Here is a 22,433-nt window from a genome sequence, read left to right as displayed (position 1 = left end):
TTGTTTTTATTCAAGTTCCAGAAGTGCTTCGTAAGGATTTCCTTCTAAGCCTAAAAGTGTGGCAAAGGCAGGCTCTGTCTTATAACCTTGTTCTTTAAGCGCTATTATTTTTTTTCGGAATTGTTTGCCTTCTTGTTCTAAAATTTTATTTTCGATGAGCATGTGGCGATAGCCATATTGCTCTATCACAGGAATATTCTGTCCGAAGATTTCAATCTCAAAATTGTCTATAAAGAAACTGGCAATAATTGTTTCTCTGTTAGAAATTAAAGTTTCGGTAATTTCAAAATCAATTTCATTTCCGAAAGCTTGCGTGACTTGAGCTGTAAAATACTTTTTATCATTCCAATAACAGGCAATGTCTAAATCGCTAGAAGCAATGTCAATATTGATAGGAATAGTCCCGACTAAGACAGGAGAAAATTCAGAAAGCTTTTCAAAAACGGCTTGCCTTATCAAGATTTCAAAGGCTTGCTGTTGTCTTTTGTTTCCTGATTTGAGATAGTCTAAGGTCAGAAAATCAATCAATGCTACGCTTTTTTATTCTTTCCGTTGTTAAAACGTACTTTCTCAACCGGATTGACTTTGCTTTCAACCTTTTTAGGTTTGAAGTTTTTCCCAGGAGCTTTAGGCGCGGGCTTTTTTACATTTTCTTTCGGAACAATTTTTTTAGCAACCGATTTTAATTGGGCTCTATTTTCATTGATAACATCCATCGCATTCTTTGGATTCTCTTTTGTGCCTCGTAGGTGGATGATCAGTCCGTTTAAGAAATTACGCAATACTTGGTCGCCGCATTCCATATAATTCGGATGATCTTCTGCTCTGAAAAAAGCGCCCAATTCCGCTTTAGAAATCCTGAAATCTACCAATTGCATTATTTCTGCTATTTGGTCATCACGCAATTGCAATGCTACGCGAAGCTTTTTGAAAATATCGTTATTGTTCATATCCTTGATTTGTTGCAAAGATAGATTTATTTTATGAATAACCCTGTCAGAGTTGAAAACTCTGACAGGGTTTGGAATTACTTACAACAACCATAAAATTGCTTTGGCAAAGCCTTCTCGCCATAATTTTTCGCCATGCTGTCCGCCTTTTACAACAACGGTCTTGTCAAGCTTCAGGCAGTAGCACCTATTTTCGTCTAAAAGCTTTTTTATCTTTTGGGCATCGATGACCATGTCGTCGCTTTCAGAATCGCCATATAAAAAATAAATCTTGGCTTTGATCTTTTTTGATTTTTCTGTCATCGTATAAATTTCATCCGTAAACCAGAACGAAGGCGAGAAGACACCCGCTTTCCCAAACACGTCAGGATATTTCAGGACGGCATAATACGAAACCAATCCTCCCAGAGAACTGCCAAAAATTATAGTATTATTGGCATTGGTTTTTGTCCTGTAATTTTTATCTATATAGGGTTTTAAGGTGCTGACAATAAAATCTAAATAATCATCTGCCTTGCCGCCGCCATGCTTTTTGTTCGGAAAAGGAGTCAGCTCATCCATACGTTTTTCATTTCCATGCTCGATGCCGATGACAATGGCCTGCGTTTTCAGACTGTCCAGCGTCTCATCCACGTTCCATTCGCCCGCATACGAAGTCTTTGCGTCAAACAGGTTCTGTGCATCATGCATATAGATTACAGGATATTTTTTTTCAGAAGTCGCATAGCTTTTCGGAAGATAGACCCATATTTTCTTGACGGTTTTTAATTGAGGGGCTTCTATTTCAAAAGTGCTGACCTGCGGCGAGGCCGTGCTTTTCTGTGCTTTTACATTTAGAAAAAAGCAGAACAAGAAAATTGTGAATAAATATCTCAAGCGAATGATTTTTGGGATTGGACAAAAAAGAATATTTTAGCTAAAAATAAGGATTTAATGAATACTTACAAACAGAAATTAAGCCTCCTTGCCGAAATGATTGCTTTTGCAATCGTCGATGGGAAGCTCCATGATAGAGAATACCAGTTTTTGAGCATCGTTGCCCAAGAATTAAAAGTTACTAAAGAAGATTTCAAGAATCTTTTCCACCAAGAATTAATTGCTATTCCTATAAAATCAGAACAACAGCGCATACAGCAATTCTACAGGCTGGCCTTGTTGATGCATTGCGACGGTGTCCTTCATGAAAAGGAGGAAATAGCCATCAAGCAGATGGGCGTCAATATGGGACTGAATCCTTTTGCCATCAAAAGAATCTTGAAAGCTATGGAAGAATCACCTAACGGCATGATAGCACCCGAAGTGTTGATTGAAATTTTTAGGGAACAGCTAAACTAAAAAGCTCTATATTTTCTCCTGCAGCGCTTTTATCTCATCACGATATTTCGCTGCCTGCATGAAATCTAAATCTTTGGCCGCTTTTTCCATTGCTTTTCTGGCTTCTCGAATCTTTTTCTCGATTTCGGGCTTGGTCAGGTATTTGCTTTCGGGTTCGGCAGCTTTTAAGGCTTGGTTTTCGAAGTACTGTGTCGAAACAGAATTTTTTGCCAAAGTGCTTTCTATTTTTTTGTTCAGCGCTTTTGGCGAAAGATTGTGTTTCGTATTATAATTCATCTGTTTTTCTCTTCTGTAATTCGTCTGGTCGATTGTTTTCTGCATGCTTGCCGTAATCTTATCGGCATACATGATCGCCTTGCCGTTGATATTTCTGGCGGCCCTTCCTACGGTCTGCGTCAGCGAACGGTTATTTCTCAAAAAGCCTTCTTTGTCGGCATCTAATATGGCCACAAGAGATACTTCGGGCAAATCCAGTCCTTCTCTCAAGAGGTTTACGCCAATTAGCACATCAAATAATCCTTTTCGTAAATCTTGCATGATTTCTACGCGTTCAAGCGTATCGACTTCAGAATGGATGTAGCGACAGCGGATAGCTACTTTGGTAAGATATTTTGCAAGTTCTTCCGCCATTCTTTTGGTCAGCGTGGTGACTAGTACCCTTTCGTCCAATTCGACACGTTGCTGGATTTCTTCAATCAGATCATCGATTTGATTGAGGCTCGGGCGTACTTCGATAATCGGATCCAACAGCCCAGTCGGACGTATGATCTGCTCTACGTATATTCCTTCTGATTTTTCCAACTCATAATCGGCTGGCGTTGCAGAAACATAGACGACTTGGTTCTGCATAGCCTCAAATTCTTCAAACTTTAACGGACGGTTGTCCATAGCTGCTGGAAGGCGAAAGCCATATTCTACCAGATTTTCTTTTCTAGATCGGTCGCCGCCATACATGGCATGGACTTGCGAAACGGTTACGTGACTCTCATCAACGACCATAAGATAATCTTTTGGGAAATAATCAAGCAGGCAGAACGGCCTTGTGCCAGGCAGACGTCCGTCGAGATATCGTGAATAATTTTCGATTCCAGAGCAGTAGCCTAGTTCTCGAATCATTTCCAAGTCGAAATTGGTTCGTTCTTCCAAACGTTTTGCTTCCAGATGTTTTCCTATTTCTTTGAAATAATCGACTTGCTTCACTAAATCTTGCTGAATTTCCCAGATAGCGCCATTCAAAACTTCAGGTGAAGTCACGAACATGTTGGCAGGGTAGATGTTCAGATTGGTATATTTTTCTAAAACTAATGATGTCTTGGCATCAAAGGCTTCTATTTCTTCAATTTCATCTCCAAAAAAGTGAATTCGGAAAGGCTCGTCGCCATAACTCGGGAAAACTTCGACCGTATCGCCTTTGATTCGGAACGTTCCAGGATTGAACTCAGCTTCTGTCCTTGCATACAGTGACTGGACCAGTCGGTGCAATAGCTTTGTCCTAGAAATAATTTGGTTTTTGGCTACCGAGACTACATTTTTTTGAAATTCCACAGGGTTTCCGATACCATACAAGCAGGAAACGGAAGAAACCACGATGATATCCCTACGTCCCGAAAGGAGCGAAGAGGTCGTGCTCAATCGCATCTTCTCCAATTCTTCATTGATAGATAAGTCTTTCTCGATATACGTTCCAGTTACGGGAATAAAAGCTTCCGGCTGGTAATAATCATAGTAGGAAACGAAATATTCTACCGCATTGTTCGGAAAAAACTGCTTGAATTCAGAATACAGCTGTGCCGCCAGCGTCTTGTTGTGCGCCAGTACCAAGGTAGGCCGTTGTACTTCTTGGATGACATTGGCCATCGTAAAAGTCTTTCCGGAGCCTGTCACTCCCAAAAGCGTTTGAAAACGTTCGCCGTCATTGATGCCCTTGCTTAATTTTTCAATGGCTTGTGGCTGATCGCCAGTAGGTTTGTAATCTGATACGACTTGAAATTTCATTTGGAGATAGAAGTTTAAGTAACAAAGTTACAAAGGAAAATACGAAAAAAGACTTTAGGAAAACTTAAAAATTTAAAGCTTTCTCTATGGATTGTCTAACCCAAAAGGTTGTTGATTTTGGCATATTGCAGCAACATGATGGTCTTGGCGTCTTTGATTTCGCCGGTCTCAATCATCTGCATGGCCTTTTCAAAGGGAATTTCCAGCACGTCGATATTTTCATGTTCAGTTGACAATCCGCCGCCTTCGCTTACTTTCATGTCTTTGGAATATTCTGCCACGAAGAAGTGTATGATTTCAGTAACGGAACCAGGCGACATATAGGCTTGGAATACTTTTCTGACTTCGGTCAGGCTGTAGCCAGTTTCTTCTTCCGTTTCGCGCTTGATGCATTCTTCTGCATTTTCTTCTTCCAAAAGTCCAGCACAGGCTTCGATAACCATTCCGGTTTCGTTGCCATTTACAAAAGTGGGCATGCGGAACTGACGGATAAGGATGACGGTTTTTTGAATTTTGTTGTAAAGCAGAATGGTCGCGCCATTGCCACGGTCATAAACTTCTCGGGACTGGGTTTCCCAGCTGCCATCTTTTTTCTGGTAATCGAAAACAATCTTCTTGAGGATGTACCAGTTATCAGAAAGAATTTCTGAACTCTTGATTTTTATAGCAGGATTTGTCATTTCGTTTTAGGGTTGGTTTATACTGTATTTATTTGGGTGAAGGCATTAGTCAAAGCATTCCATCATCAATAGGTCGCCTTCTTTGTACTCAATAATCACCATGCCGTCTTGTGCTACATGGTTGCTGCTTCCGGTGCGATAGCCCATGGTCAGCGTCTCGTTATGCAATAGGTAATCAAGGTTGGTAGAGGTAACGCCGTTTACGGTTCCTACGGGAATCAGTGAAATCGGAAAGCCTTTCGGGTACCATTTCTCATAGCGTTTCGGAAGCTGGAAAATTTTGGAATAATCATCTAAGATGACAATTTTCAGCTTATTTTGGAAACGCACGATATTGGTCATATTTACGATCGTATGGTCGGCTCTACGTCCGGTTGCCCAGACTACATTCACGGCCTTATGTCCTTTTTCGATCAGATAATCAAAAGCTTTTTCTAGATCGGTCTTTTCTTGGTCAGGAGTATAGACGATTTCTAGCGGAAACTGCAGGTTTCTGTAATATTCCGGATCAAAGCCATAGTCAAAATCGCCTAACAGCACATCTACCTTTATGCCTAATTCCAAAACTCTTTCGATCGCAGAATCCAATACGATAACTAGGGGCGACCATTCGAGCAGCTGTCCTAACAATTCGTTGCTGCAGGCGGCACCGTTGGCAATGATTAAAGCAGGTTCTTGGTCGTCTCGGACAATGTGGTGGCTTGACATTTTGTAATTATGAATTATGAATTAGGAATTGCGAAGATTGAGATGTAAAAATATAAAAAAGACGACCGTTTCCAGTCGTCTTTTTTTATAAAATACGTTAAAGCCTTACGCTAATTTAGCTAAAGCTTTGTTAAGCGTTTCGCTTGGTCTCATGGCTTTGTCCGTCAATTTGAAATCGGGCTTGTAATAGCCGCCAATTTCTTGGTGTTTGCCTTGAGCGCCGATCAACTCTTCGTTGATTTTGGCTTCGTTTTCTGTCAGTTCTTTTGCAATTTCAGTGAAAGTAGCTTTCAATTCAGCATCTTTGTCTTGCGCAGCCAAAGCCTGTGCCCAATATAAGGCGATATAAAAGTGAGAGCCTCTGTTGTCGATTTGGCCTACTTTTCTTGCAGGAGATTTGTCGGTATCTAAGAATTTTTCAGTAGCCTGGTCTAAAGTTTCAGATAATACCAACGCTTTTGAATTGTTTAAAGTCTGTCCTAAATGCTCCAAAGAAGCGCCCAAAGCCAATACTTCGCCAAGCGAATCCCAACGCAGGTAGCCTTCTTCAATGAATTGCTCTACGTGTTTTGGTGCAGAACCTCCAGCTCCGGTTTCGAACAAGCCTCCGCCGTTCATCAACGGAACGATAGAAAGCATTTTTGCTGAAGTTCCTAATTCTAGGATAGGGAATAGGTCAGTTAAATAATCACGCAAAACGTTTCCTGTTACTGAAATCGTGTCTTTTCCGTCTTTGATTCTTTCTAACGAGAAATTAGTAGCGTCTACCGGATTCATGATTCGGATGTCTAATCCGTTCGTATCGTGGTCTTTTAGGTATAGTTTTACTTTTTCGATCAGTTGTCTGTCGTGCGCTCTATTTTCATCCAACCAGAAAACAGCCGGAGTGTCAGACAATCTTGCTCTATTCACGGCTAATTTTACCCAGTCTTGAATCGGAGCGTCTTTTACTTGGCACATTCTGAAAATATCGCCTTTTTCAACTTTTTGTTCTGTAAGGACTTCTCCTTTAGAATTGATAACTTTTACAGTTCCGTCAGCAGTCATTTGGAAGGTCTTGTCATGCGAGCCGTATTCTTCAGCAGCTTGCGCCATCAAGCCTACGTTTGGAACGCTTCCCATAGTTTTTGGGTCAAAAGCGCCATTCTTTTTGCAGAAATCGATCGTTGCTACATATACGCCTGCATACGAACGGTCTGGAATGATTGCTTTGGTGTCTTGGCCTTTGCCGTCTTTATTCCACATTTGTCCAGAGGTACGGATCATTGCTGGCATCGAGGCATCAACAATTACGTCAGAAGGAACATGAAGATTCGTGATTCCTTTGTCTGAATTAACCATGGCGATGGCTGGTCCGTTTTCGTATACAGCATTTAGGTCAGCTTCTATCTCCGCTTGTTTCGGATGCCCTGCAATTTTAGCATACACATCGCCTAAACCATTTTTAGTGTCTATTCCTAATTCTGCAAATAGTGTTTTGTATTTTTCAAAAACCGGCGCGAAGAAAACGTCTACGATCGCTCCAAAGATAATCGGGTCGGAAACCTTCATCATCGTAGCTTTCAAGTGTACTGAGAACAGGACGCCTTTTGCTTTTGCATCTTCGATTTCTTTAGACACAAAGCTTTTTAGTGCTTTCATGCTCAAGACTGCGCTGTCTATAATTTCTCCTGCTTTAAGCGGAGAGGTATCTTTTAATGTTTTTGTAGTTCCGTCGTTGCCAACGAATTCGATCTTGAAGGTATCGGCATCTTTTACCGTTACTGATTTTTCACTTCCGTAGAAATCGCCTTCGCTCATACTGGCTACGTGCGTTTTAGAGTCTGCACTCCAAGCGCCCATAGAATGCGGGTGTTTTTTAGCATAGTTTTTCACGGCTTTCGGAGCTCTTCTGTCAGAGTTTCCTTCGCGAAGTACTGGATTTACAGCAGATCCTAAAACTTTTGCATAACTTGCCTTGATGGCTTTTTCTTCGTCAGTTTGCGGATTTTCAGGAAATTCAGGAAGCTTGTATCCTAGAGCTTGAAGTTCTTTGATGGCTTCTTTTAATTGAGGAACCGAAGCGGAAATGTTCGGTAATTTGATGATGTTTGCTTCAGGAGTCGTTGCCAGCTTTCCTAATTCGATCAAGTCATTATTGATTCTTTGCTCTGGAGTCAAATACTCCGCCAGATTCGCGATAATTCTTCCTGCTAAGGAAATGTCTCTGGTTTCTACGGTGATTCCAGCCGGAGCCGTAAAGGATTTTACAATAGGTAAAAAGGAATGTGTGGCAAGCATCGGCGCTTCGTCCGTAATCGTATAAAAAATGGTTGCTTTATCTGACATTTTGGAAAAGTTTGTTTTGTTTATTTTACTTGTAAGGATTGCAAATATAAGAAAAGCAACGCGAATTTAAGAATTTGGAGAATGCGAAAACGTTTGATTTAAGGAATTGATAATTAAAAGATTGATTACTGCGAAATCGACAAATAAGTAGAAAGTTTTAACGCGGATATTTTATAAGATGAAAATATTTTAGCACTTGAAAGTAACGGTAATGGTCAGTCGAGCTGTGGCAGGTAGCTGGGTTTAAAACTAAAAAAAAACAGCTATAAGGAAAGAACCTATAGCTGCTATTGGAATTGTAAAGATGTATTTTTAATAAAACAGATGGTCTGCCGCCGTATTACTGTCTTTATTGATCGTTTTAGGGAATCCTTTGTCGTTGTATTCGTAGGTATTCATGATTTCAACTACGTTTGGATTGGCAATCAGGCTGTTGCTGATACAGTTTTTGGAGCTTCCGATGTTTGTCGTAAAGCCATTAAAATGCGCCGAATTGTAAAAGTAATGGAATAGGGATAGCTTGTTGTATCCTGTTACGTTTTTCAAAGGATGGTTTTTATTGTCGTATTGATACCGTACAGATGGCCTAGGCGTACCTCCGTTCAAGTAGACGTATTCTGTGATTTCATTGTCTTTTACCAAGAAATAGCCTGTGAAATTATAAGCGCTTCTTGCAGCAACTGCAACAAAGTTTACGGTATCGCGGCCAGCGTAAGTAAAGTCAACAGCTAAAGGGTAGCTGCTGTGCTGGTTGAATTTTTTTAATTTTCCGTCGGCAGTATATTCAAAATCTACATATTGAGAAAGGGTGTTGTCGGTATCCGGATTGTCATACCAACTGATTTTTGAGATATTCTCGCCTTGATAGCTGAACTTTTTATTTTCTTTACTGCTTCGGGCTTCCAGCAATTTTTTGCCGTCGTATTTATAAAGGGTCTCGTAACTCCCATCGAGGCCATAAGTTATGGTCTTTTGCAGCAGCACATTCGATGTGTCCTCGTGTGACGGCGAGTCATCGCTAGAACAAGATGAAAATAGAAGCGCCACAAGACTGGATAATAAAACTATTTTTTTCATAATGTTTGGTTTTAAGGAGGTTTGCCTACTTGAACGTAAAGGTATAATTTTTTAGTTTATATCAATCTATAAATATTCAAGGTATGTTTTCTCCGAAAATCTTCTAGGGCTGAAAGGATAGAAAAAGGCAAAAAAAAATCCCGAACTGCTTCGGGATTTTTATAGATAAGAGATAATAAATTATCTTCTTCTGTCTTTAATTTTAGCTTTTTTACCAGTAAGTTCTCTGAAGTAGAAAATTCTAGCTCTACGAACTTTACCAGTTTTGTTTATTTCAACTTTTTGCAAAGCTGGCATATTCACTGGGAAGATACGCTCAACTCCAACAGCACCAGACATTTTACGGATTGTAAAAGTTTCAGTCGTTCCAGAACCTCTTCTTTGGATTACAACTCCTTTGAAGAACTGAGTTCTTGTTTTTTCACCCTCTTTAATTTCGTAGTAAACTGTGATTGTGTCTCCAGCACCGAAATCTGGGAAATCTTTTTTTGTTACAAATTCGTCTTTAACGAATTTCATTAAATCTGCCATTTTGTTTGATTTAAGTATTTGATTATCAGAGCAACATTCACGGTTCTCGCCAGAGGTTGGTCCAAAGTGGGTGCAAAGATATAAAAAGTTATGAATTATGGATTATGAATTGGAAGTTTTTTTATAATTATCATTAAACTGAAATCTAAAATCTCAAATCCGAAATCTCAAAATTATCGATCCAACAAATCCGGTCTTCTGTTTTTCGTATGTTCAAAGGCTTTTTCTTCGCGCCATTGATCGATTTTGGCAAAATGGCCGCTGAGCAATATGTCGGGCACTTTCCAGCCTTTGTATTCTGAAGGGCGGGTATAGATAGGAGGAGAGAGCAGGTTGTCTTGAAAGCTGTCGGTCAGTGCCGAAGTCTCATCGCTCAATACGCCGGGAATCAATCGAATCAATGCATCTGATAAAACTAACGCTCCTAATTCGCCGCCCGAAAGTACATAATCGCCGATAGAAATTTCTTTGGTAATAAAATGGTCGCGTACTCTTTGGTCCACGCCTTTATAATGGCCACACAGGATAATGATGTTTTCTAAAGACGACATCTTGTTGGCCATGCCTTGATTTAAAGTTTCTCCGTCGGGAGTCATATAGATGACTTCGTCATACTTGCGTTCGCTTTTCAGCTTTGCGATGCAGTCGTCAATCGGCTGGATCATCATTACCATTCCCGCACCGCCGCCAAACTGGTAGTCATCTACGCTTTTTTGTCGGTTGGTAGTATAGTCTCTCAAATTATGGAAATGGACTTCTACGAGTCCTTTATCGATAGCTCTTTTCATGATTGAGGCTTCGAATGGGCTTCTTAATAATTCGGGAAGTACGGTAATAATGTCGATTCTCATCTTGGGAAATTAGGGTTTTATGATTTTGGATTTGAGATTTAAGATTTCAGACAGTCCTAAATCTAAAATCTTAAATCAAAAATAACAAATGAATTAAGCTCCAAACTGTTTCAGGTGGTGATCCAAATGCTTCCATTGCATATAATCCCATTCTTCGGTTGTCAGGTGGCCGAAAAAAGGATGCTTGGTATTTTTTATAACGCTTGGGCCTTCGTGTGCAAATCGTGTAATCATAGAGACTAAATCAGCTTTTGACTGCTCAAAATCAGGATGCCCCTTTACGACAAATTCTTTGGCTGTAGGAAGGTTTTTCTTGATAGGATTTTTACTGGTCAAGTTTCTCTTTGCTAACTTTCCGAAGAAAATCGCTATAAGTCCTGCCTTGATTTTTAGTTCTCCAAAAGCTACTTTGATAGGCATCTGGCAATGCACAAGCATCTGGCTAACGTTCATCGTTCCCCATTCGTTATGCGTAATCGGCGTAAGCGTTTCGATACGCTCGATTAATTTTTTATTTCCTTCTGGATGAAAAATACTGTTCATGTGGTCGGCGGTTTTATTTTTTCAAAGCAGATAATTGTCTTTTTTTCTGTGGTGCAAATTTAAGCAAATACCAAGCTAGTTTGTTTGACATAGGTCATTAAATTGTATTTATTTTCACATTTTAATTCGTAATTTTGGCAATTCAAAAATAAAACAAATAAGATGGAAAACGGAATATACGCAAAATTCAATACTCCAAAAGGTTCGATTTTAGTGAAATTGACTCACGATAAAACGCCAGGAACGGTTGGCAACTTTGTTGGATTGGCAGAAGGAAATTTAGAAAACAAATCAAGACCACAAGGAAAGCCGTATTATGACGGATTGAAATTCCACCGTGTGATCCCTGATTTTATGATCCAAGGAGGATGTCCTCAAGGAACAGGAACAGGCGGCCCAGGGTACCAATTCGATGATGAGTTTCACCCAGAATTGAAGCATGACAAGCCAGGAGTATTGTCTATGGCTAATTCAGGTCCGGGTTCTAACGGCTCTCAGTTTTTCATCACGCACGTTCCTACGAACTGGTTGGATGACAAGCATACGGTTTTCGGACATGTAGTTGAAGGACAAGATGTAGTAGACGCTATCGCTCAAGGCGATGAAATTGAAAGTATCGAAATCATCCGCGAAGGCGAAGAAGCAAAAAAATGGAACGCTATTGAAGCTTTCAGAATATTTGAAGGTTCTCGTGCCAAACGCGAAGCTAAAGCCAAGGAAGAAGCTGAAGCTAAGATGGAAAAATTAGCAGCCGGATTCGACAAAACCGAAAGCGGACTTCGTTACAAAATGATCCAAAAAGGAAATGGTAAAAAAGCAGAAAACGGCAAGACGGTTTCTGTACATTATACAGGACAATTGGAAGATGGAAAAGTATTCGATTCTTCTTATCCAAGAAAAAAACCAATCGAATTTCCTTTAGGAAGAGGCAATGTTATTGAAGGTTGGGACGAAGGAATTGCTTTGTTGCAAGTAGGCGATAAGGCACGTTTTGTAATTCCATCGCACTTAGGATATGGTTCTCGTGGCGCAGGCGGCGTGATTCCTCCAAATGCTACCTTGATTTTTGATGTAGAATTGATGGACGTGAAATAATCGCGTTCTGCCTATAAAGTTAAAAGCACTCTATTTCAGGGTGCTTTTTTATTGGAATGCTATTTGCTTTTGTATTTTTGCCACTCTATAAATTGATCTGATGCGTTATTTGTTTTTTATACTTTTTCTCGTTTCGTTTTCCTCAAAAGCCCAAGTTGCACAGCATTGCGGTTATGATTTTACTTCGTATTTTGTGCTGAATGTCCATGAATCGGGCAAAAAAGAGAACATCCCTGGACTGAAAATTACTATTATCAACGGATTGGGCATGGACCTGCTCAATGCAAATAATCTGTACAGCTGGACCAACAGCGGCAAGCCTTTGGTTTTTACGGCTAATTATAAAGTAGATGACAAAGGAAATAGGATAACGGCAGATTCTCAAGTTTCAAAAGAACGCTGGTTTTTTCCGTTTGCAAAAGACAATTACCTGCTTTCTATAAAAAGTACTTTTCCTGCGGATGATTTCAGCTTAAAGATCGAGGATGTTGATGGAGATGAAAATGGAGGGCATTTCAAGACGCAAGTCGTAAAACTGAACAGCTTTAATATGTATGTCTTGTGCTCGAGCAAAGCCCGTGAGGTGCAATTCGGTCCAAAAATGAACCGCCCGATAGATATTGTGTTGGAAAAGTAATAATTTTAATTACTTCCACTTGATGTTGCAGCCCAGGCTTGGCTTTTGGATGGCAGCAAGGCTTCTGTTGTAGATCAGCGCGTCGATAGCATTTCTCAGGTCGCTTCCACTTAAAGGAATTCCATTTGAAGGTCTTGAATCGTCCAACTGTCCTCTGTAAAATAATTTTTCCTGAGCGTCAAAAAGATAAAAGTCTGGCGTACAAGCTGCATCGAAGGCTTTCGCAACTTCTTGCGTTTCGTCGTATAAATAAGGAAAATCAAAACTGTTTTTAAAGGCAAACTCAGTCATCATTTCGGGTCCGTCCTGCGGATATTTTTTTACATCATTGCTGCTGATGGCGATGATTCCGATTCCTTGTACTCTGTAATCATTAGCAATCATCAAAATTTCCGGCAAAGCATGGATAACATACGGACAATGGTTGCAGATAAACATTACCAAGGTTCCTTTGCTTCCTTTGAGGTCTTCAAAAGAATAATAGAAATTGGAATTGGTATCTTTTAGCCTGAATTGTGGAGCGGCAGTCCCCAGCGGGAGCATATTGGATGGAGTTTTTGACATGGCGCCTTGAAATGAAATTGAGGTTTAAATATAAGCAGAAAATTCCGAACTTTGGACAATCCAATCAGTATAGAAAACTAAAATTATGAACCCAGAAGCACAGAACAATTTATCTTGGACTGAATTTGAAAGAGTCGAAATGCGTGTCGGGACTATTCTCGAAGCTAATGATTTTCCTGAAGCCAGAAAGCCAGCTTACCAATTAGTCATTGATTTTGGCAATGAAATTGGAACCAGAAAAACTTCGGCGCAAATTACTAAGTATTATGAAAAAGCAGATTTAGTCGGAAGACAGATTATTGCTGTCGTAAACTTTCCTAAAAAACAGATCGGAAAATTCATGAGCGAATGTTTGGTTTTGGGAGCTGTAGGCGAGGAAGGATCTGTTGTTTTGTTGTCTCCGGATTTAAAAGTGGAGAATGGCTTGAGGATCGGATAAAAGATTTGAAAGATTAATATGCTTTTGAGCAATCTTCTTTGGTTAAAGGTGCTATTTCTTTGCCTGATGTATTTACATAGCCACATTTTCCATCTTTGACAACAAATGCTATATCTTTCCTGAAGAAATTTGCTTTATCATAAATACAAGGAACAATTTCTTTACCGCTTTTATTGATAAAGCCCCATTTCTTGTTTCTTTGGACTCGTGCAAATCCGGACGTGTCATTGTTGAAATTATCCATGCCGTCATAAATAAGCGGAGTTACTTCTTTTCCTTTTTTGTCTATAATGCCGCATTTGTTATTGTTTCTAACGATAGCCACACCGCCTTTGAAATCATCGGCAATATCATAAATAAAAGGAACGACCATTTTTCCGGTTTTATTAAAAAAACCAGATTTGTTTTCCTTTGTAACGACTACTAGTCCTTCTTTAAGATTTCCGACTCCGTCATAGATGATCGGAATAACAACAGTGCCAGTGCTGTCAATCAGTCCGAAAGATTTGCTGTTTGAAACAGGAGCAAACCCGTGTAAAAAGAACCTTATGCTATACGTATTGTCGGTCGTGGTAAATTTTTGAGTATTCGTGTCATATGTGCCAGGAATTTTAGTTTGCGCCAAAAGGCAATTCCCAAGCAAAAGACAGATGATCAGGTATTTCATATAGCTAAAAGAAAATTAGTTATTTCTCTAAATAAAAATTCCCGAAAGGTTATTTCGGGAATTTTGGTATTGTAAATCGATTAAATATCGTCAAAATCAATATCTGTAAAGCTTGCCGTCGCGGTGGTTTCAACTGGCGCTTTCTCTGCGTAGAATTCTTTCTTGAAATCTTTCTGGTGTCTTTCAGAGATTACTTCTTCGCCTTTGTGGTTTAAGACATACGAAGTCATTTCTTCTAAGATTTCTGAAAATGCAGCAAAGTCTTCTTTGTAAAGATAGATTTTGTGTTTCTTGAAATGAAAAGATCCGTCTTCTTCAGTGAATTTTTTGCTTTCCGTGATTGTGATATAGTAGTCGTCAGCTTTTGTAGCCCTAACATCGAAGAAATAGGTTCTTCTTCCGGCTCTCAATACTTTAGAAAAAATCTCTTCTTTTTCTAGCATGTCATTTTCTCTCATAATCCTTCTTTCAAATGGTTTGTGTGTTATCTTGAACCAAAAATCTAAAAAATAGCTGAATTAAACAACATTTTTATAGGATTTCTTTTTCAGAAAGTTGTTTCAGATACAAGTCTTTGTAATATCCTTCTTGGTTTACCAATTGATTATGAGAACCTTGTTGGATGATTTTTCCATCCTCCAGAATAATGATTTTGTCAGCGTTTTTAGCTGATGATACCCTATGGCTCACCAAAATTGTAGTCTTGTCTTTGCAGAACTCGAGAAGGTTGTTCAAGATTGCTTCTTCTGTTTCTGTATCAACGGCCGAAAGGCAATCGTCTAGCAATAAAATCTTTGAATCCTTGATGATAGCTCGAGCAATTGAAACACGCTGTTTTTGTCCGCCGGATAATGTAATTCCTCTTTCGCCGATAACCGTCTGATATTTATCGTTGAAGCCCATGATGTTGTTGTGGACTACCGCTTTTTTAGCTGCTTCCATAACCTCTGCTTCTGTCGCGTCTTCTTTCCCGAACTTGATGTTGTTCATTATAGTATCTGAAAACAAAAAGGCATCCTGCGGTACAAAAGCGATACTGTTTCTGACATCATGAAGGTTGAGTCCTTTGATGTTATGATTGTCTATGGTAATCTCGCCGTCTTTTATATCGTACAGTCGGCTAATTAAGCTTAGTATCGTCGATTTTCCAGAACCTGTTTTTCCTAATATGGCCAGCGTCTCTCCTTTTTGTATTGTGAAGCTTACATTGTTCAACGCTGTTATATTGGTGTCTTCGTATGTGAAGCTCACGTGGTTGAAAGTGATTTTTCCTTCGATTACCGAACTTTCTAAAGTCTTGTTTTTGATTTCAGGCTGTATTTTAAGGAACTCGTTAATTCTTTTCTGCGAAGCTTCGGCTTCCTGAATCATCGAAGATACCCATCCTAATGAGGCTACCGGCCAAGTCAGCATGTTTACATATAATATGAACTCCGCAATAACGCCGATGCTTTTTACCGAACCGTTGATATACATCATGCCTCCGACATAGATTACGACCAAGTTGCTCATTCCGATAAGCAAAATCATCAAGGGTCCGAACAATGCGTTGGTCTTGGCTAATTTCATGCTCTTTTCACGGCTTTCTTCCGACAAGTCCGAAAATTCATTATGTGATTTTTCTTCCAAACTGTAGGCTTTTATGACGCGGATTCCAGAAAAGATTTCTTGAGTGTAGCTCGAAAGCTGGGAAAGATTCTGCTGGAAAATACCGCTCCTTACGTTAATCTCGTTACTCAGCTTGAATATAAGGTAAGACAATATCGGCAGCGGAAGCAAAGTATATAAGGTAAGTTTCGGTGAAATGATATACATCTGAACAATTACGACTGCAAAACGGATGAAGGTATTGAGCGTATACATTACGGCAGGACCAACATACATCCTTACTTTTCCGACATCTTCGCTGATACGGTTCATCAAATCACCCGTGCGGTTTCTTTTGTAGAAATTCTGCGAAAGATTTTCATATTGCCTGAAAACCTCGTTTTTAAGGTCGAATTCTACATAACGTGACATTACAATCAACGTTTGGCGCATTAAAAAAGTAAGTATTCCGGCAATAAATGTAGTTGCTAATACCCATAAGATATTTTCAAGCAGGATGCTTTTTGTCGTTTCTGCATCAAACTCATTACTAGTCAAAGCATTGATGGAATTTCCAATTAATTTAGGAGTATAGAGGGAAAATATCTGCGCAATAATTGTAGTGACAATTCCTAATAAAAAATGGTATTTGTATTTGACGAAATATTTGTTTAAATATTGAAGTTCTTTCATTGTATTATATAAAAAATAGGGAAATAAGTGTGTTTATATGTTAAAAATATATCTAAAATGATTTTTTATTTAAAATGCAAAAACGCTAATCTCATTAGTGGATTGCTAATAAAAGTTAATTTCATTGCAAAGTTTTGATTTAAATCTTAATTTTGCCACATCTTTTTGATGAAATCATAATTAACCACTTAATAAAGATAGTATGATAACAGAAGTAGCAAAAGCAAGTGAGCTTCACAAAATCGACCCGGTTTTTGGACAATTATCATTTGACAATCACGAACAAATCGTATTTTGTAATGACAAAGATACTGGTTTGAAAGCAATAATCGGCATTCATAACACAGTTTTAGGACCAGCTTTGGGTGGAACGAGAATGTGGAAATATACCAACGAATGGGAAGCTCTTAATGACGTTTTGAGACTTTCAAGAGGAATGACCTTCAAATCTGCTATTTCAGGTTTAAACCTTGGTGGTGGAAAAGCGGTCATCATTGGTGACGCAAAAGTGGACAAGACTCCAGAAATGATCACAAAGTTTGGTGAATATATCAATTCATTAAGCGGTAAATATATCACGGCAGAAGACGTAGGGACTACAACTCCAGACATGGACTTGATTAGAGACGTTACGCCTTATGTAACGGGAATTTCTGAAGCTAGAGGCGGTTCTGGAAATCCTTCTCCTGTAACAGCTTATGGTGTGTACATGGGAATGAAAGCTGCTGCAAAATACCAATTCGGTTCTGATAATCTTAGCGGTAAAAAAATCTTAGTTCAAGGTACTGGAAACGTTGGGGAAACGCTTATCAAGCATTTGACTGCTGAAGGTGCTTTGGTTCAAATGACCGACATCAACGAGGCTAGATTACAAGAAATTAATGCAAAATACGGTGCTCAAATTTATACTGGCGATATCTATGGTGCCGATGTTGATATTTATGCGCCTTGTGCACTTGGAGCTACTATCAATGACGAAACTGTAAACAAAATCAAAGCTAAAGTTATTGCTGGTGCGGCTAACAACCAATTGGCAAACGAAGAAATCCACGGAAAAATCTTGAAAGACAGAGGTATTGCTTATGCTCCTGATTTCTTGATCAATGCTGGTGGAATTATCAATGTATATGCTGAAATCGTAGGTTATGACAGTGCTGAAGCATTAAGAAGAACTGAAAATATCTATAATACTACATTGGAAATCTTCAGTTTTGCTGAAACTAACGGAATCACTACGCACCAAGCTGCTTTATCGATTGCTCAAAAACGTATTGACGACAGAAAAAAAGAAAACGCTAAATAATTTAGGGTTTCAATAATATTCTTATTTTTGCAAAGCGAAAGAAAATCTCTTTCGCTTTGTTAATTTTTAAAAGTTCTTATAAGGTGTTAAATAGAAGACATATCCGTGTGAAAGTAATGCAGTCAGTATATGCCATGCATCAAAACAATTCTGATAATCTTGAAAAAGAAGAAAAATTCTTATTCTACAGTATCGAAAATATTCAAGATTTATACCTTATCATGCTGTCTTCGCTGATAGAAATCCAAAAAAGAGAAGAAGATTTTCTTGATAAATCAAGCAAGAAACATCTCGTGACAGCCGAAGAACGAAATCCAAACAAAAAATTTATCAATAATTCAGTACTACAGCTGTTGGTAGAAAGCAATTCTTTAAGCATGGCCTTAGAGAATCGAAAAATCAACGACTGGCATTTGAATGAAGACTATATAAGAATCCTGTTAGAAGAAATCAAGAACAGCGATCTTTATAAGACTTACATGAGCAATCGGGTGAACAATTTTGAAGAAGACAAACGATTCATCGTTTCTGTTTTTACCGATTTAATTGCTCCTAACGAAAAGCTATACGAATATCTTGAAGATAACAAATTGACCTGGGTAGATGATATTCCGTTAGTCAATACGCACATCGTAAAACAGCTAAAGGCATTGAAATCTACAGATGAAGATTTTTCAATCCCGAAAGTGTATAAAGATTCTGAAGATAAAGATTTTACGAAAAACTTATTCCGTAAAACAGTTTTAAACGAGCCAGAATTATCTAAAGAATTTATCGACAAGACACCTAATTGGGATTCGGACAGGATAGCAGAAATCGATACCATTATATTAAAAATGGCTATCTGTGAGTTATTGAAATTCCCGTCTATTCCTGTAAAAGTAACTATTAACGAATATTTAGAAATTGCAAAGGAATATTCTACGCCAAAAAGCAGTATTTTTATCAACGGAATTTTAGATAATCTTGTAAAAGATTACCAAACCGCAAATAAACTTAACAAAACCGGAAGAGGTTTGATGTAACTTAAATACTAGTAATTATGATTAGAAAAACTGTAGGTTTGCTGGCAATTGCCTCGCTAGTCTTAACCGTTTCTTGCAAAGACAATGCGTCTTCAAAAGTAGAGGCTTCTAACGTTCAAGAAACAGCAATGCGCGAAGAGTCGACTGGAAAAGTTCCTGTGATGAGCTTTACAGAAAAAGAATTCGACTTTGGAACGATTAAAGAAGGAGATAAAGTAGAGCACGTTTTTACATTCACTAATACAGGCGATGCAGATTTGATCATTGCAGATGCTAAAGGAAGCTGTGGCTGCACGGTTCCTGTATTTAAGAAAGAACCGATCAAGCCGGGTGAAACCAGCACAATGAAAGTAACTTTCGATTCTACTGGAAAACCTGGAAAACAACAAAAATCTGTAAACATTACAGCGAATACGGCTTCTGGAAACGAATTATTAACAATCAAAGCAGAAGTGACGCCAAAAGCTGGTGGCATTGGAGTAACAAATCACTAAAATTATCATGGAACAATACGGAAATATATTATTATTTGGAGGAATGTTCGTGGTCATGTACTTTTTCATGATCAGGCCTCAACAAAAAAGAGCAAAAGCAGAAAAAGAATTCGAATCAGCACTGAAAGTAGGAGACAAAGTCATTACTAAAAGTGGTCTTCACGGAAAAATTTCTGAATTGGCAGAAAGAACAATTGTTCTTGAAACGATGTCTGGAAAATTAAAAATGGAGCGTTCTGCAATTTCTTTGGAATTGAGCAAAATGGCAAACGAAGCTAAATAATAAGCTTTTCTATAAAATAAAAAGTCCCGATTTATCGGGACTTTTTTGTTATCTGTATTTGTCATTCAGGCCAATTCCTTCTAAAATCATGGGCTTGATTTTTTCAAACCTTGAAATTTTTGTTTTTTCCTGTTTGGCAGTTTCGATATATTCTAGAAATTCTCTTTGCTTAAAAGGAGTGAACAATTCAAAAGCCTTTTTCAGTGCCATATCTGATTTAAAATGCTCTTCCACAAATTCCGAAACGATGGCTTCTTTTTTTGTTGGCTTGCTTGAAATTCCGGCCTTTTCATTTTCAATCGCTTCTTGTATGTAATAAAGAACGAGTTTTTCATCAATCTCTTCTTTGGATTGAAAACGCCATTGTCTTAAAGCTTTGGTAACACCTTCATTAGCATTTACCAATACTTTTTTTGGATCTTTCAGAAAAACGCCATTGTAAAACCAGATGGTAAAAAAGTTCTTGAAGCCTCCGATTGCCAATACATTTTTGTTGTTTAAGGTATAAACCGGTGCTCCCCATTTTACCATTTCAACAAGCTCTGTCTTGATAATTATCGATTTTAGATACTCCAATTCCTCTTCCCATTGATTGGTCTTGTCCCATATGTGTTTTTCTTCCATCGGCAAAAAAAGTTTATTTTTTTTCTGCAGTCAGCTCGGCAATTTTCACAATAACTTCTACCGCTTTCTGCATGCTTTCTACAGGAACGTATTCGTATTTCCCATGGAAATTATGTCCGCCTGCAAAAATATTAGGACATGGGAGTCCCATATAAGACAGCTGGCAGCCATCAGTTCCACCACGAATCGGTTTGATGATTGGCTTAATTCCAAGCTGTTTCATTGCTTTTTCGGCAATATCAACAATATGCATGACTGGCTCGACCTTTTCCTTCATGTTGTAATACTGATCCTTGATTTCGGCAGTTGCTATATCTTCGCCAAATTGAGTCGCAAATTTTTTGTTGATTTTTTTCGTGATTTTTTCGACTAGTTTCTTTCTTTTTTCGAATTTATTCTTGTCGTGATCACGAATGATCAGTTCTAATGTAGTTTCTTCGATTGTTCCGTTTAAGTGATGTACGTGGAAAAATCCTTCGTAGCCTTTTGTTCTTTCAGGAACTTCATCTTTTGGCAATTTCGAAAGGAATTTATTCGCGATCAGCATAGAATTAATCATTTTTCCTTTGGCATAACCTGGATGCACGCTTTTTCCTTTGAAGGTGATTTTCGCGCCAGCAGCATTGAAATTTTCATATTCCAGCTCGCCAATCTGACTTCCGTCCATTGTATAAGCCCAGTCGGCATTGAATTTTTTTACATCAAATTTATGAGCACCGCGACCGATTTCTTCATCAGGAGTAAATCCGACTCTGATCTTTCCGTGCTTGATTTCCGGATGTTGGATCAGATATTCCATAGCTGTCACAATTTCGGTAATTCCAGCTTTATCATCAGCGCCAAGTAACGTTGTGCCATCTGTCGTGATAATCGTCTGGCCTTTGTATTGTAATAAATCTTTGAAATAATTTGGAGAAAGAACAATGTTCTGCTCTTTGTTTAAGATAATATCGCCACCGTCATAATTTTTTACGATTTGCGGCTTGATGTTAGCTCCCGTAAAATCAGGTGTCGTATCGAAATGCGAAACAAATCCGATAGTTGGAACTTCATGGTCTACATTGCTAGGCAAAGTTGCCATGATATACGCATTTTCGTCAATCGTAACATCTTCCAATCCGATTGCTTTTAGCTCCTCAACTAATTTGTTCGCTAAGTCCCACTGTTTTGCTGTACTTGGAGTTGTATTTGAATTTGGGTCCGATTCCGTATCAATAGTAACATAACTGATAAAACGGTCAATAATATGTTGCATAATATATGTTTAAAATGTGACGCGAAGTTACAATTTATTTAGGTTTTCTCCCTTTTTTAGCGGAAGGTTTAACGATTATTTGCCTAAAATCTGAAGCTCTTTTTCTAGATTTCTTCTAGCTTGACTTTCGTATTTGTTTTGGAAATAACTCGTCTTGAAAATATATTCCATATCTAAGAAATGCTGTAGCGCTTTTTTCCTGCCATTAGTGTACATGAAATCAGGATAGATGCTGTATTCTTTTCGAATTTGCTGGTAATAAGTTGCATAAACTTCCCAGCTTTTTCCTAAAATAGATAAGTCGGCATCGGTAAATAAGTTCGTATCTGGATCGGCGACAGCATGCAATTTTGTGGCAAGAATTTGGCGTTTGCATTTTTGAACATTGTCTTCAGGATAGCTAATCTGTCCCAACCTTTCCACAGCAAGCTGAGCGCTTTTTTCTTCATTGTCGCTTCGTGTCGTTTTGTAAACAATGTCGTGATAGTATATCGAAAACTGTACGGTATCCCAATCCTCAAATTCTTCTTTAATAGGAATTAATTCTTCGAACAAATTTTCCAAATGCGACAGGTTGTGATAATTTCTTTTTTTAGAAGAATGATTTTTCTTGATTTCTAGCCAAAGCTTCTCTTGTAAAGAAAAATCTTGATTGTATTTTTGAAAGAGACTATTGAAGTTTTGTTGTAACATATCTAAATTTAGAAAGTATCAATGCTCATTCTGAGAGTCTACAGAAGAGATTTTGTAGGCTAAATATAAAATAAAC

At 38.4% G+C, this 22,433-nt stretch carries 26 protein-coding genes; 8 read left to right on the top strand and 18 right to left on the bottom strand.

What is annotated here, in order from left to right:
- Window positions 1-6 precede the first annotated feature (6 nt).
- From GGR22_RS01670 to GGR22_RS01660, 3 genes are all read right to left on the bottom strand, one after another.
- Window positions 7-528, bottom strand: a complete 522-nt coding sequence (locus tag GGR22_RS01670; protein WP_121374671.1) for a DUF4269 domain-containing protein — start codon at window positions 526-528, stop codon at window positions 7-9.
- Between the two features lie 2 nt (window positions 529-530).
- Window positions 531-950: a DUF1456 family protein gene (locus tag GGR22_RS01665; protein WP_182492305.1), complete on the bottom strand. Its 420-nt coding sequence runs from the start codon at window positions 948-950 to the stop codon at window positions 531-533.
- A gap of 81 nt (window positions 951-1,031) precedes the next feature.
- On the bottom strand, window positions 1,032-1,826 hold the full coding sequence (locus GGR22_RS01660) for an alpha/beta hydrolase (RefSeq protein ID WP_182492304.1): 795 nt from the start codon (window positions 1,824-1,826) through the stop codon (window positions 1,032-1,034).
- A gap of 57 nt (window positions 1,827-1,883) precedes the next feature.
- Here GGR22_RS01660 and GGR22_RS01655 point away from each other — a divergent pair, with 57 nt between their 5' ends.
- A complete protein-coding gene (locus GGR22_RS01655) occupies window positions 1,884-2,285 on the top strand; it encodes a TerB family tellurite resistance protein (protein ID WP_182492303.1) in 402 nt (133 codons plus the stop codon).
- A 6-nt stretch (window positions 2,286-2,291) separates the two neighbouring features.
- Here GGR22_RS01655 and uvrB read toward each other — a convergent pair whose 3' ends face one another.
- The 8 genes from uvrB to GGR22_RS01615 all read right to left on the bottom strand — a co-directional run bounded on the left by uvrB (window position 2,292) and on the right by GGR22_RS01615 (window position 10,998).
- Complete coding sequence (gene uvrB / locus GGR22_RS01650) at window positions 2,292-4,280, bottom strand: excinuclease ABC subunit UvrB (RefSeq protein WP_121374667.1); 1,989 nt, start codon at window positions 4,278-4,280, stop codon at window positions 2,292-2,294.
- Between the two features lie 95 nt (window positions 4,281-4,375).
- Complete coding sequence (nudK, locus tag GGR22_RS01645; protein WP_182492302.1) at window positions 4,376-4,960, bottom strand: GDP-mannose pyrophosphatase NudK; 585 nt, start codon at window positions 4,958-4,960, stop codon at window positions 4,376-4,378.
- Window positions 4,961-5,005: 45 nt separating this feature from the next.
- The gene (locus GGR22_RS01640) at window positions 5,006-5,668 is read right to left on the bottom strand and encodes a thiamine diphosphokinase (RefSeq protein ID WP_182492301.1); all 663 of its coding nucleotides are present in this window, start codon (window positions 5,666-5,668) and stop codon (window positions 5,006-5,008) included.
- 105 nt (window positions 5,669-5,773) lie between these two features.
- Complete coding sequence (locus tag GGR22_RS01635) at window positions 5,774-7,996, bottom strand: NADP-dependent isocitrate dehydrogenase (RefSeq protein WP_182492300.1); 2,223 nt, start codon at window positions 7,994-7,996, stop codon at window positions 5,774-5,776.
- Window positions 7,997-8,308: 312 nt separating this feature from the next.
- Complete coding sequence (locus GGR22_RS01630) at window positions 8,309-9,073, bottom strand: hypothetical protein (protein ID WP_121374663.1); 765 nt, start codon at window positions 9,071-9,073, stop codon at window positions 8,309-8,311.
- A 180-nt stretch (window positions 9,074-9,253) separates the two neighbouring features.
- A complete protein-coding gene (rplS, locus tag GGR22_RS01625; RefSeq protein ID WP_121374662.1) occupies window positions 9,254-9,604 on the bottom strand; it encodes a 50S ribosomal protein L19 in 351 nt (116 codons plus the stop codon).
- Between the two features lie 173 nt (window positions 9,605-9,777).
- Window positions 9,778-10,455 (bottom strand): tRNA (guanosine(37)-N1)-methyltransferase TrmD, encoded by a 678-nt coding sequence (trmD, locus tag GGR22_RS01620; protein WP_182492299.1) that lies wholly within the window; start codon window positions 10,453-10,455, stop codon window positions 9,778-9,780.
- A gap of 93 nt (window positions 10,456-10,548) precedes the next feature.
- Window positions 10,549-10,998 carry a DUF1569 domain-containing protein gene (locus GGR22_RS01615; RefSeq protein WP_182492298.1) on the bottom strand — a complete coding sequence of 150 codons (450 nt, stop codon included), beginning with the start codon at window positions 10,996-10,998 and terminating at the stop codon, window positions 10,549-10,551.
- Window positions 10,999-11,160: 162 nt separating this feature from the next.
- On the opposite strand from GGR22_RS01615, the gene GGR22_RS01610 reads away from it, so the two are divergent.
- Together GGR22_RS01610 and GGR22_RS01605 are read left to right on the top strand one after the other, a co-directional pair.
- Window positions 11,161-12,093, top strand: a complete 933-nt coding sequence (locus GGR22_RS01610; protein WP_182492297.1) for a peptidylprolyl isomerase — start codon at window positions 11,161-11,163, stop codon at window positions 12,091-12,093.
- A 100-nt stretch (window positions 12,094-12,193) separates the two neighbouring features.
- A complete protein-coding gene (locus GGR22_RS01605; protein WP_182492296.1) occupies window positions 12,194-12,730 on the top strand; it encodes a hypothetical protein in 537 nt (178 codons plus the stop codon).
- A 9-nt stretch (window positions 12,731-12,739) separates the two neighbouring features.
- Here GGR22_RS01605 and GGR22_RS01600 read toward each other — a convergent pair whose 3' ends face one another.
- On the bottom strand, window positions 12,740-13,294 hold the full coding sequence (locus GGR22_RS01600; protein ID WP_182492295.1) for a thioredoxin family protein: 555 nt from the start codon (window positions 13,292-13,294) through the stop codon (window positions 12,740-12,742).
- Between the two features lie 85 nt (window positions 13,295-13,379).
- Between GGR22_RS01600 and GGR22_RS01595 the strand changes: the two genes are divergently transcribed.
- Window positions 13,380-13,733 carry a tRNA-binding protein gene (locus GGR22_RS01595; protein ID WP_182492294.1) on the top strand — a complete coding sequence of 118 codons (354 nt, stop codon included), beginning with the start codon at window positions 13,380-13,382 and terminating at the stop codon, window positions 13,731-13,733.
- A gap of 13 nt (window positions 13,734-13,746) precedes the next feature.
- Here GGR22_RS01595 and GGR22_RS01590 read toward each other — a convergent pair whose 3' ends face one another.
- From GGR22_RS01590 to GGR22_RS01580, 3 genes are all read right to left on the bottom strand, one after another.
- Window positions 13,747-14,400, bottom strand: a complete 654-nt coding sequence (locus tag GGR22_RS01590) for a WG repeat-containing protein (RefSeq protein WP_182492293.1) — start codon at window positions 14,398-14,400, stop codon at window positions 13,747-13,749.
- A gap of 80 nt (window positions 14,401-14,480) precedes the next feature.
- Window positions 14,481-14,858 (bottom strand): PUR family DNA/RNA-binding protein, encoded by a 378-nt coding sequence (locus GGR22_RS01585; RefSeq protein ID WP_182492292.1) that lies wholly within the window; start codon window positions 14,856-14,858, stop codon window positions 14,481-14,483.
- A gap of 73 nt (window positions 14,859-14,931) precedes the next feature.
- Window positions 14,932-16,680, bottom strand: coding sequence for an ABC transporter ATP-binding protein (locus GGR22_RS01580; RefSeq protein ID WP_182492291.1), 1,749 nt, complete (start codon window positions 16,678-16,680; stop codon window positions 14,932-14,934).
- Window positions 16,681-16,882: 202 nt separating this feature from the next.
- Here GGR22_RS01580 and GGR22_RS01575 point away from each other — a divergent pair, with 202 nt between their 5' ends.
- From GGR22_RS01575 to yajC, 4 genes are all read left to right on the top strand, one after another.
- Window positions 16,883-17,983, top strand: coding sequence for a Glu/Leu/Phe/Val family dehydrogenase (locus GGR22_RS01575; RefSeq protein WP_121374651.1), 1,101 nt, complete (start codon window positions 16,883-16,885; stop codon window positions 17,981-17,983).
- A 116-nt stretch (window positions 17,984-18,099) separates the two neighbouring features.
- Window positions 18,100-19,008, top strand: a complete 909-nt coding sequence (nusB, locus tag GGR22_RS01570) for a transcription antitermination factor NusB (protein WP_121376192.1) — start codon at window positions 18,100-18,102, stop codon at window positions 19,006-19,008.
- A gap of 17 nt (window positions 19,009-19,025) precedes the next feature.
- On the top strand, window positions 19,026-19,502 hold the full coding sequence (locus tag GGR22_RS01565; RefSeq protein WP_121374650.1) for a DUF1573 domain-containing protein: 477 nt from the start codon (window positions 19,026-19,028) through the stop codon (window positions 19,500-19,502).
- A 7-nt stretch (window positions 19,503-19,509) separates the two neighbouring features.
- Window positions 19,510-19,785, top strand: a complete 276-nt coding sequence (gene yajC / locus GGR22_RS01560) for a preprotein translocase subunit YajC (protein ID WP_121374649.1) — start codon at window positions 19,510-19,512, stop codon at window positions 19,783-19,785.
- A 48-nt stretch (window positions 19,786-19,833) separates the two neighbouring features.
- Here the strand turns inward: yajC and GGR22_RS01555 are convergent, their stop codons facing one another.
- The 3 genes from GGR22_RS01555 to GGR22_RS01545 form a co-directional block, all read right to left on the bottom strand.
- Window positions 19,834-20,409 (bottom strand): YdeI/OmpD-associated family protein, encoded by a 576-nt coding sequence (locus tag GGR22_RS01555; RefSeq protein ID WP_182492290.1) that lies wholly within the window; start codon window positions 20,407-20,409, stop codon window positions 19,834-19,836.
- A gap of 13 nt (window positions 20,410-20,422) precedes the next feature.
- Window positions 20,423-21,664 (bottom strand): peptidase T, encoded by a 1,242-nt coding sequence (pepT, locus tag GGR22_RS01550; protein WP_182492289.1) that lies wholly within the window; start codon window positions 21,662-21,664, stop codon window positions 20,423-20,425.
- Between the two features lie 75 nt (window positions 21,665-21,739).
- Window positions 21,740-22,357, bottom strand: coding sequence for an HD domain-containing protein (locus tag GGR22_RS01545; protein ID WP_182492288.1), 618 nt, complete (start codon window positions 22,355-22,357; stop codon window positions 21,740-21,742).
- Window positions 22,358-22,433 lie beyond the last annotated feature (76 nt).

The organism is Flavobacterium gossypii, assembly GCF_014138495.1.
Classification (GTDB): Bacteria; Bacteroidota; Bacteroidia; order Flavobacteriales; family Flavobacteriaceae; genus Flavobacterium; species Flavobacterium endophyticum.
Note: the sequence above shows the minus strand (reverse complement) of the source record. Positions and strands in the feature narration are given on the sequence as shown.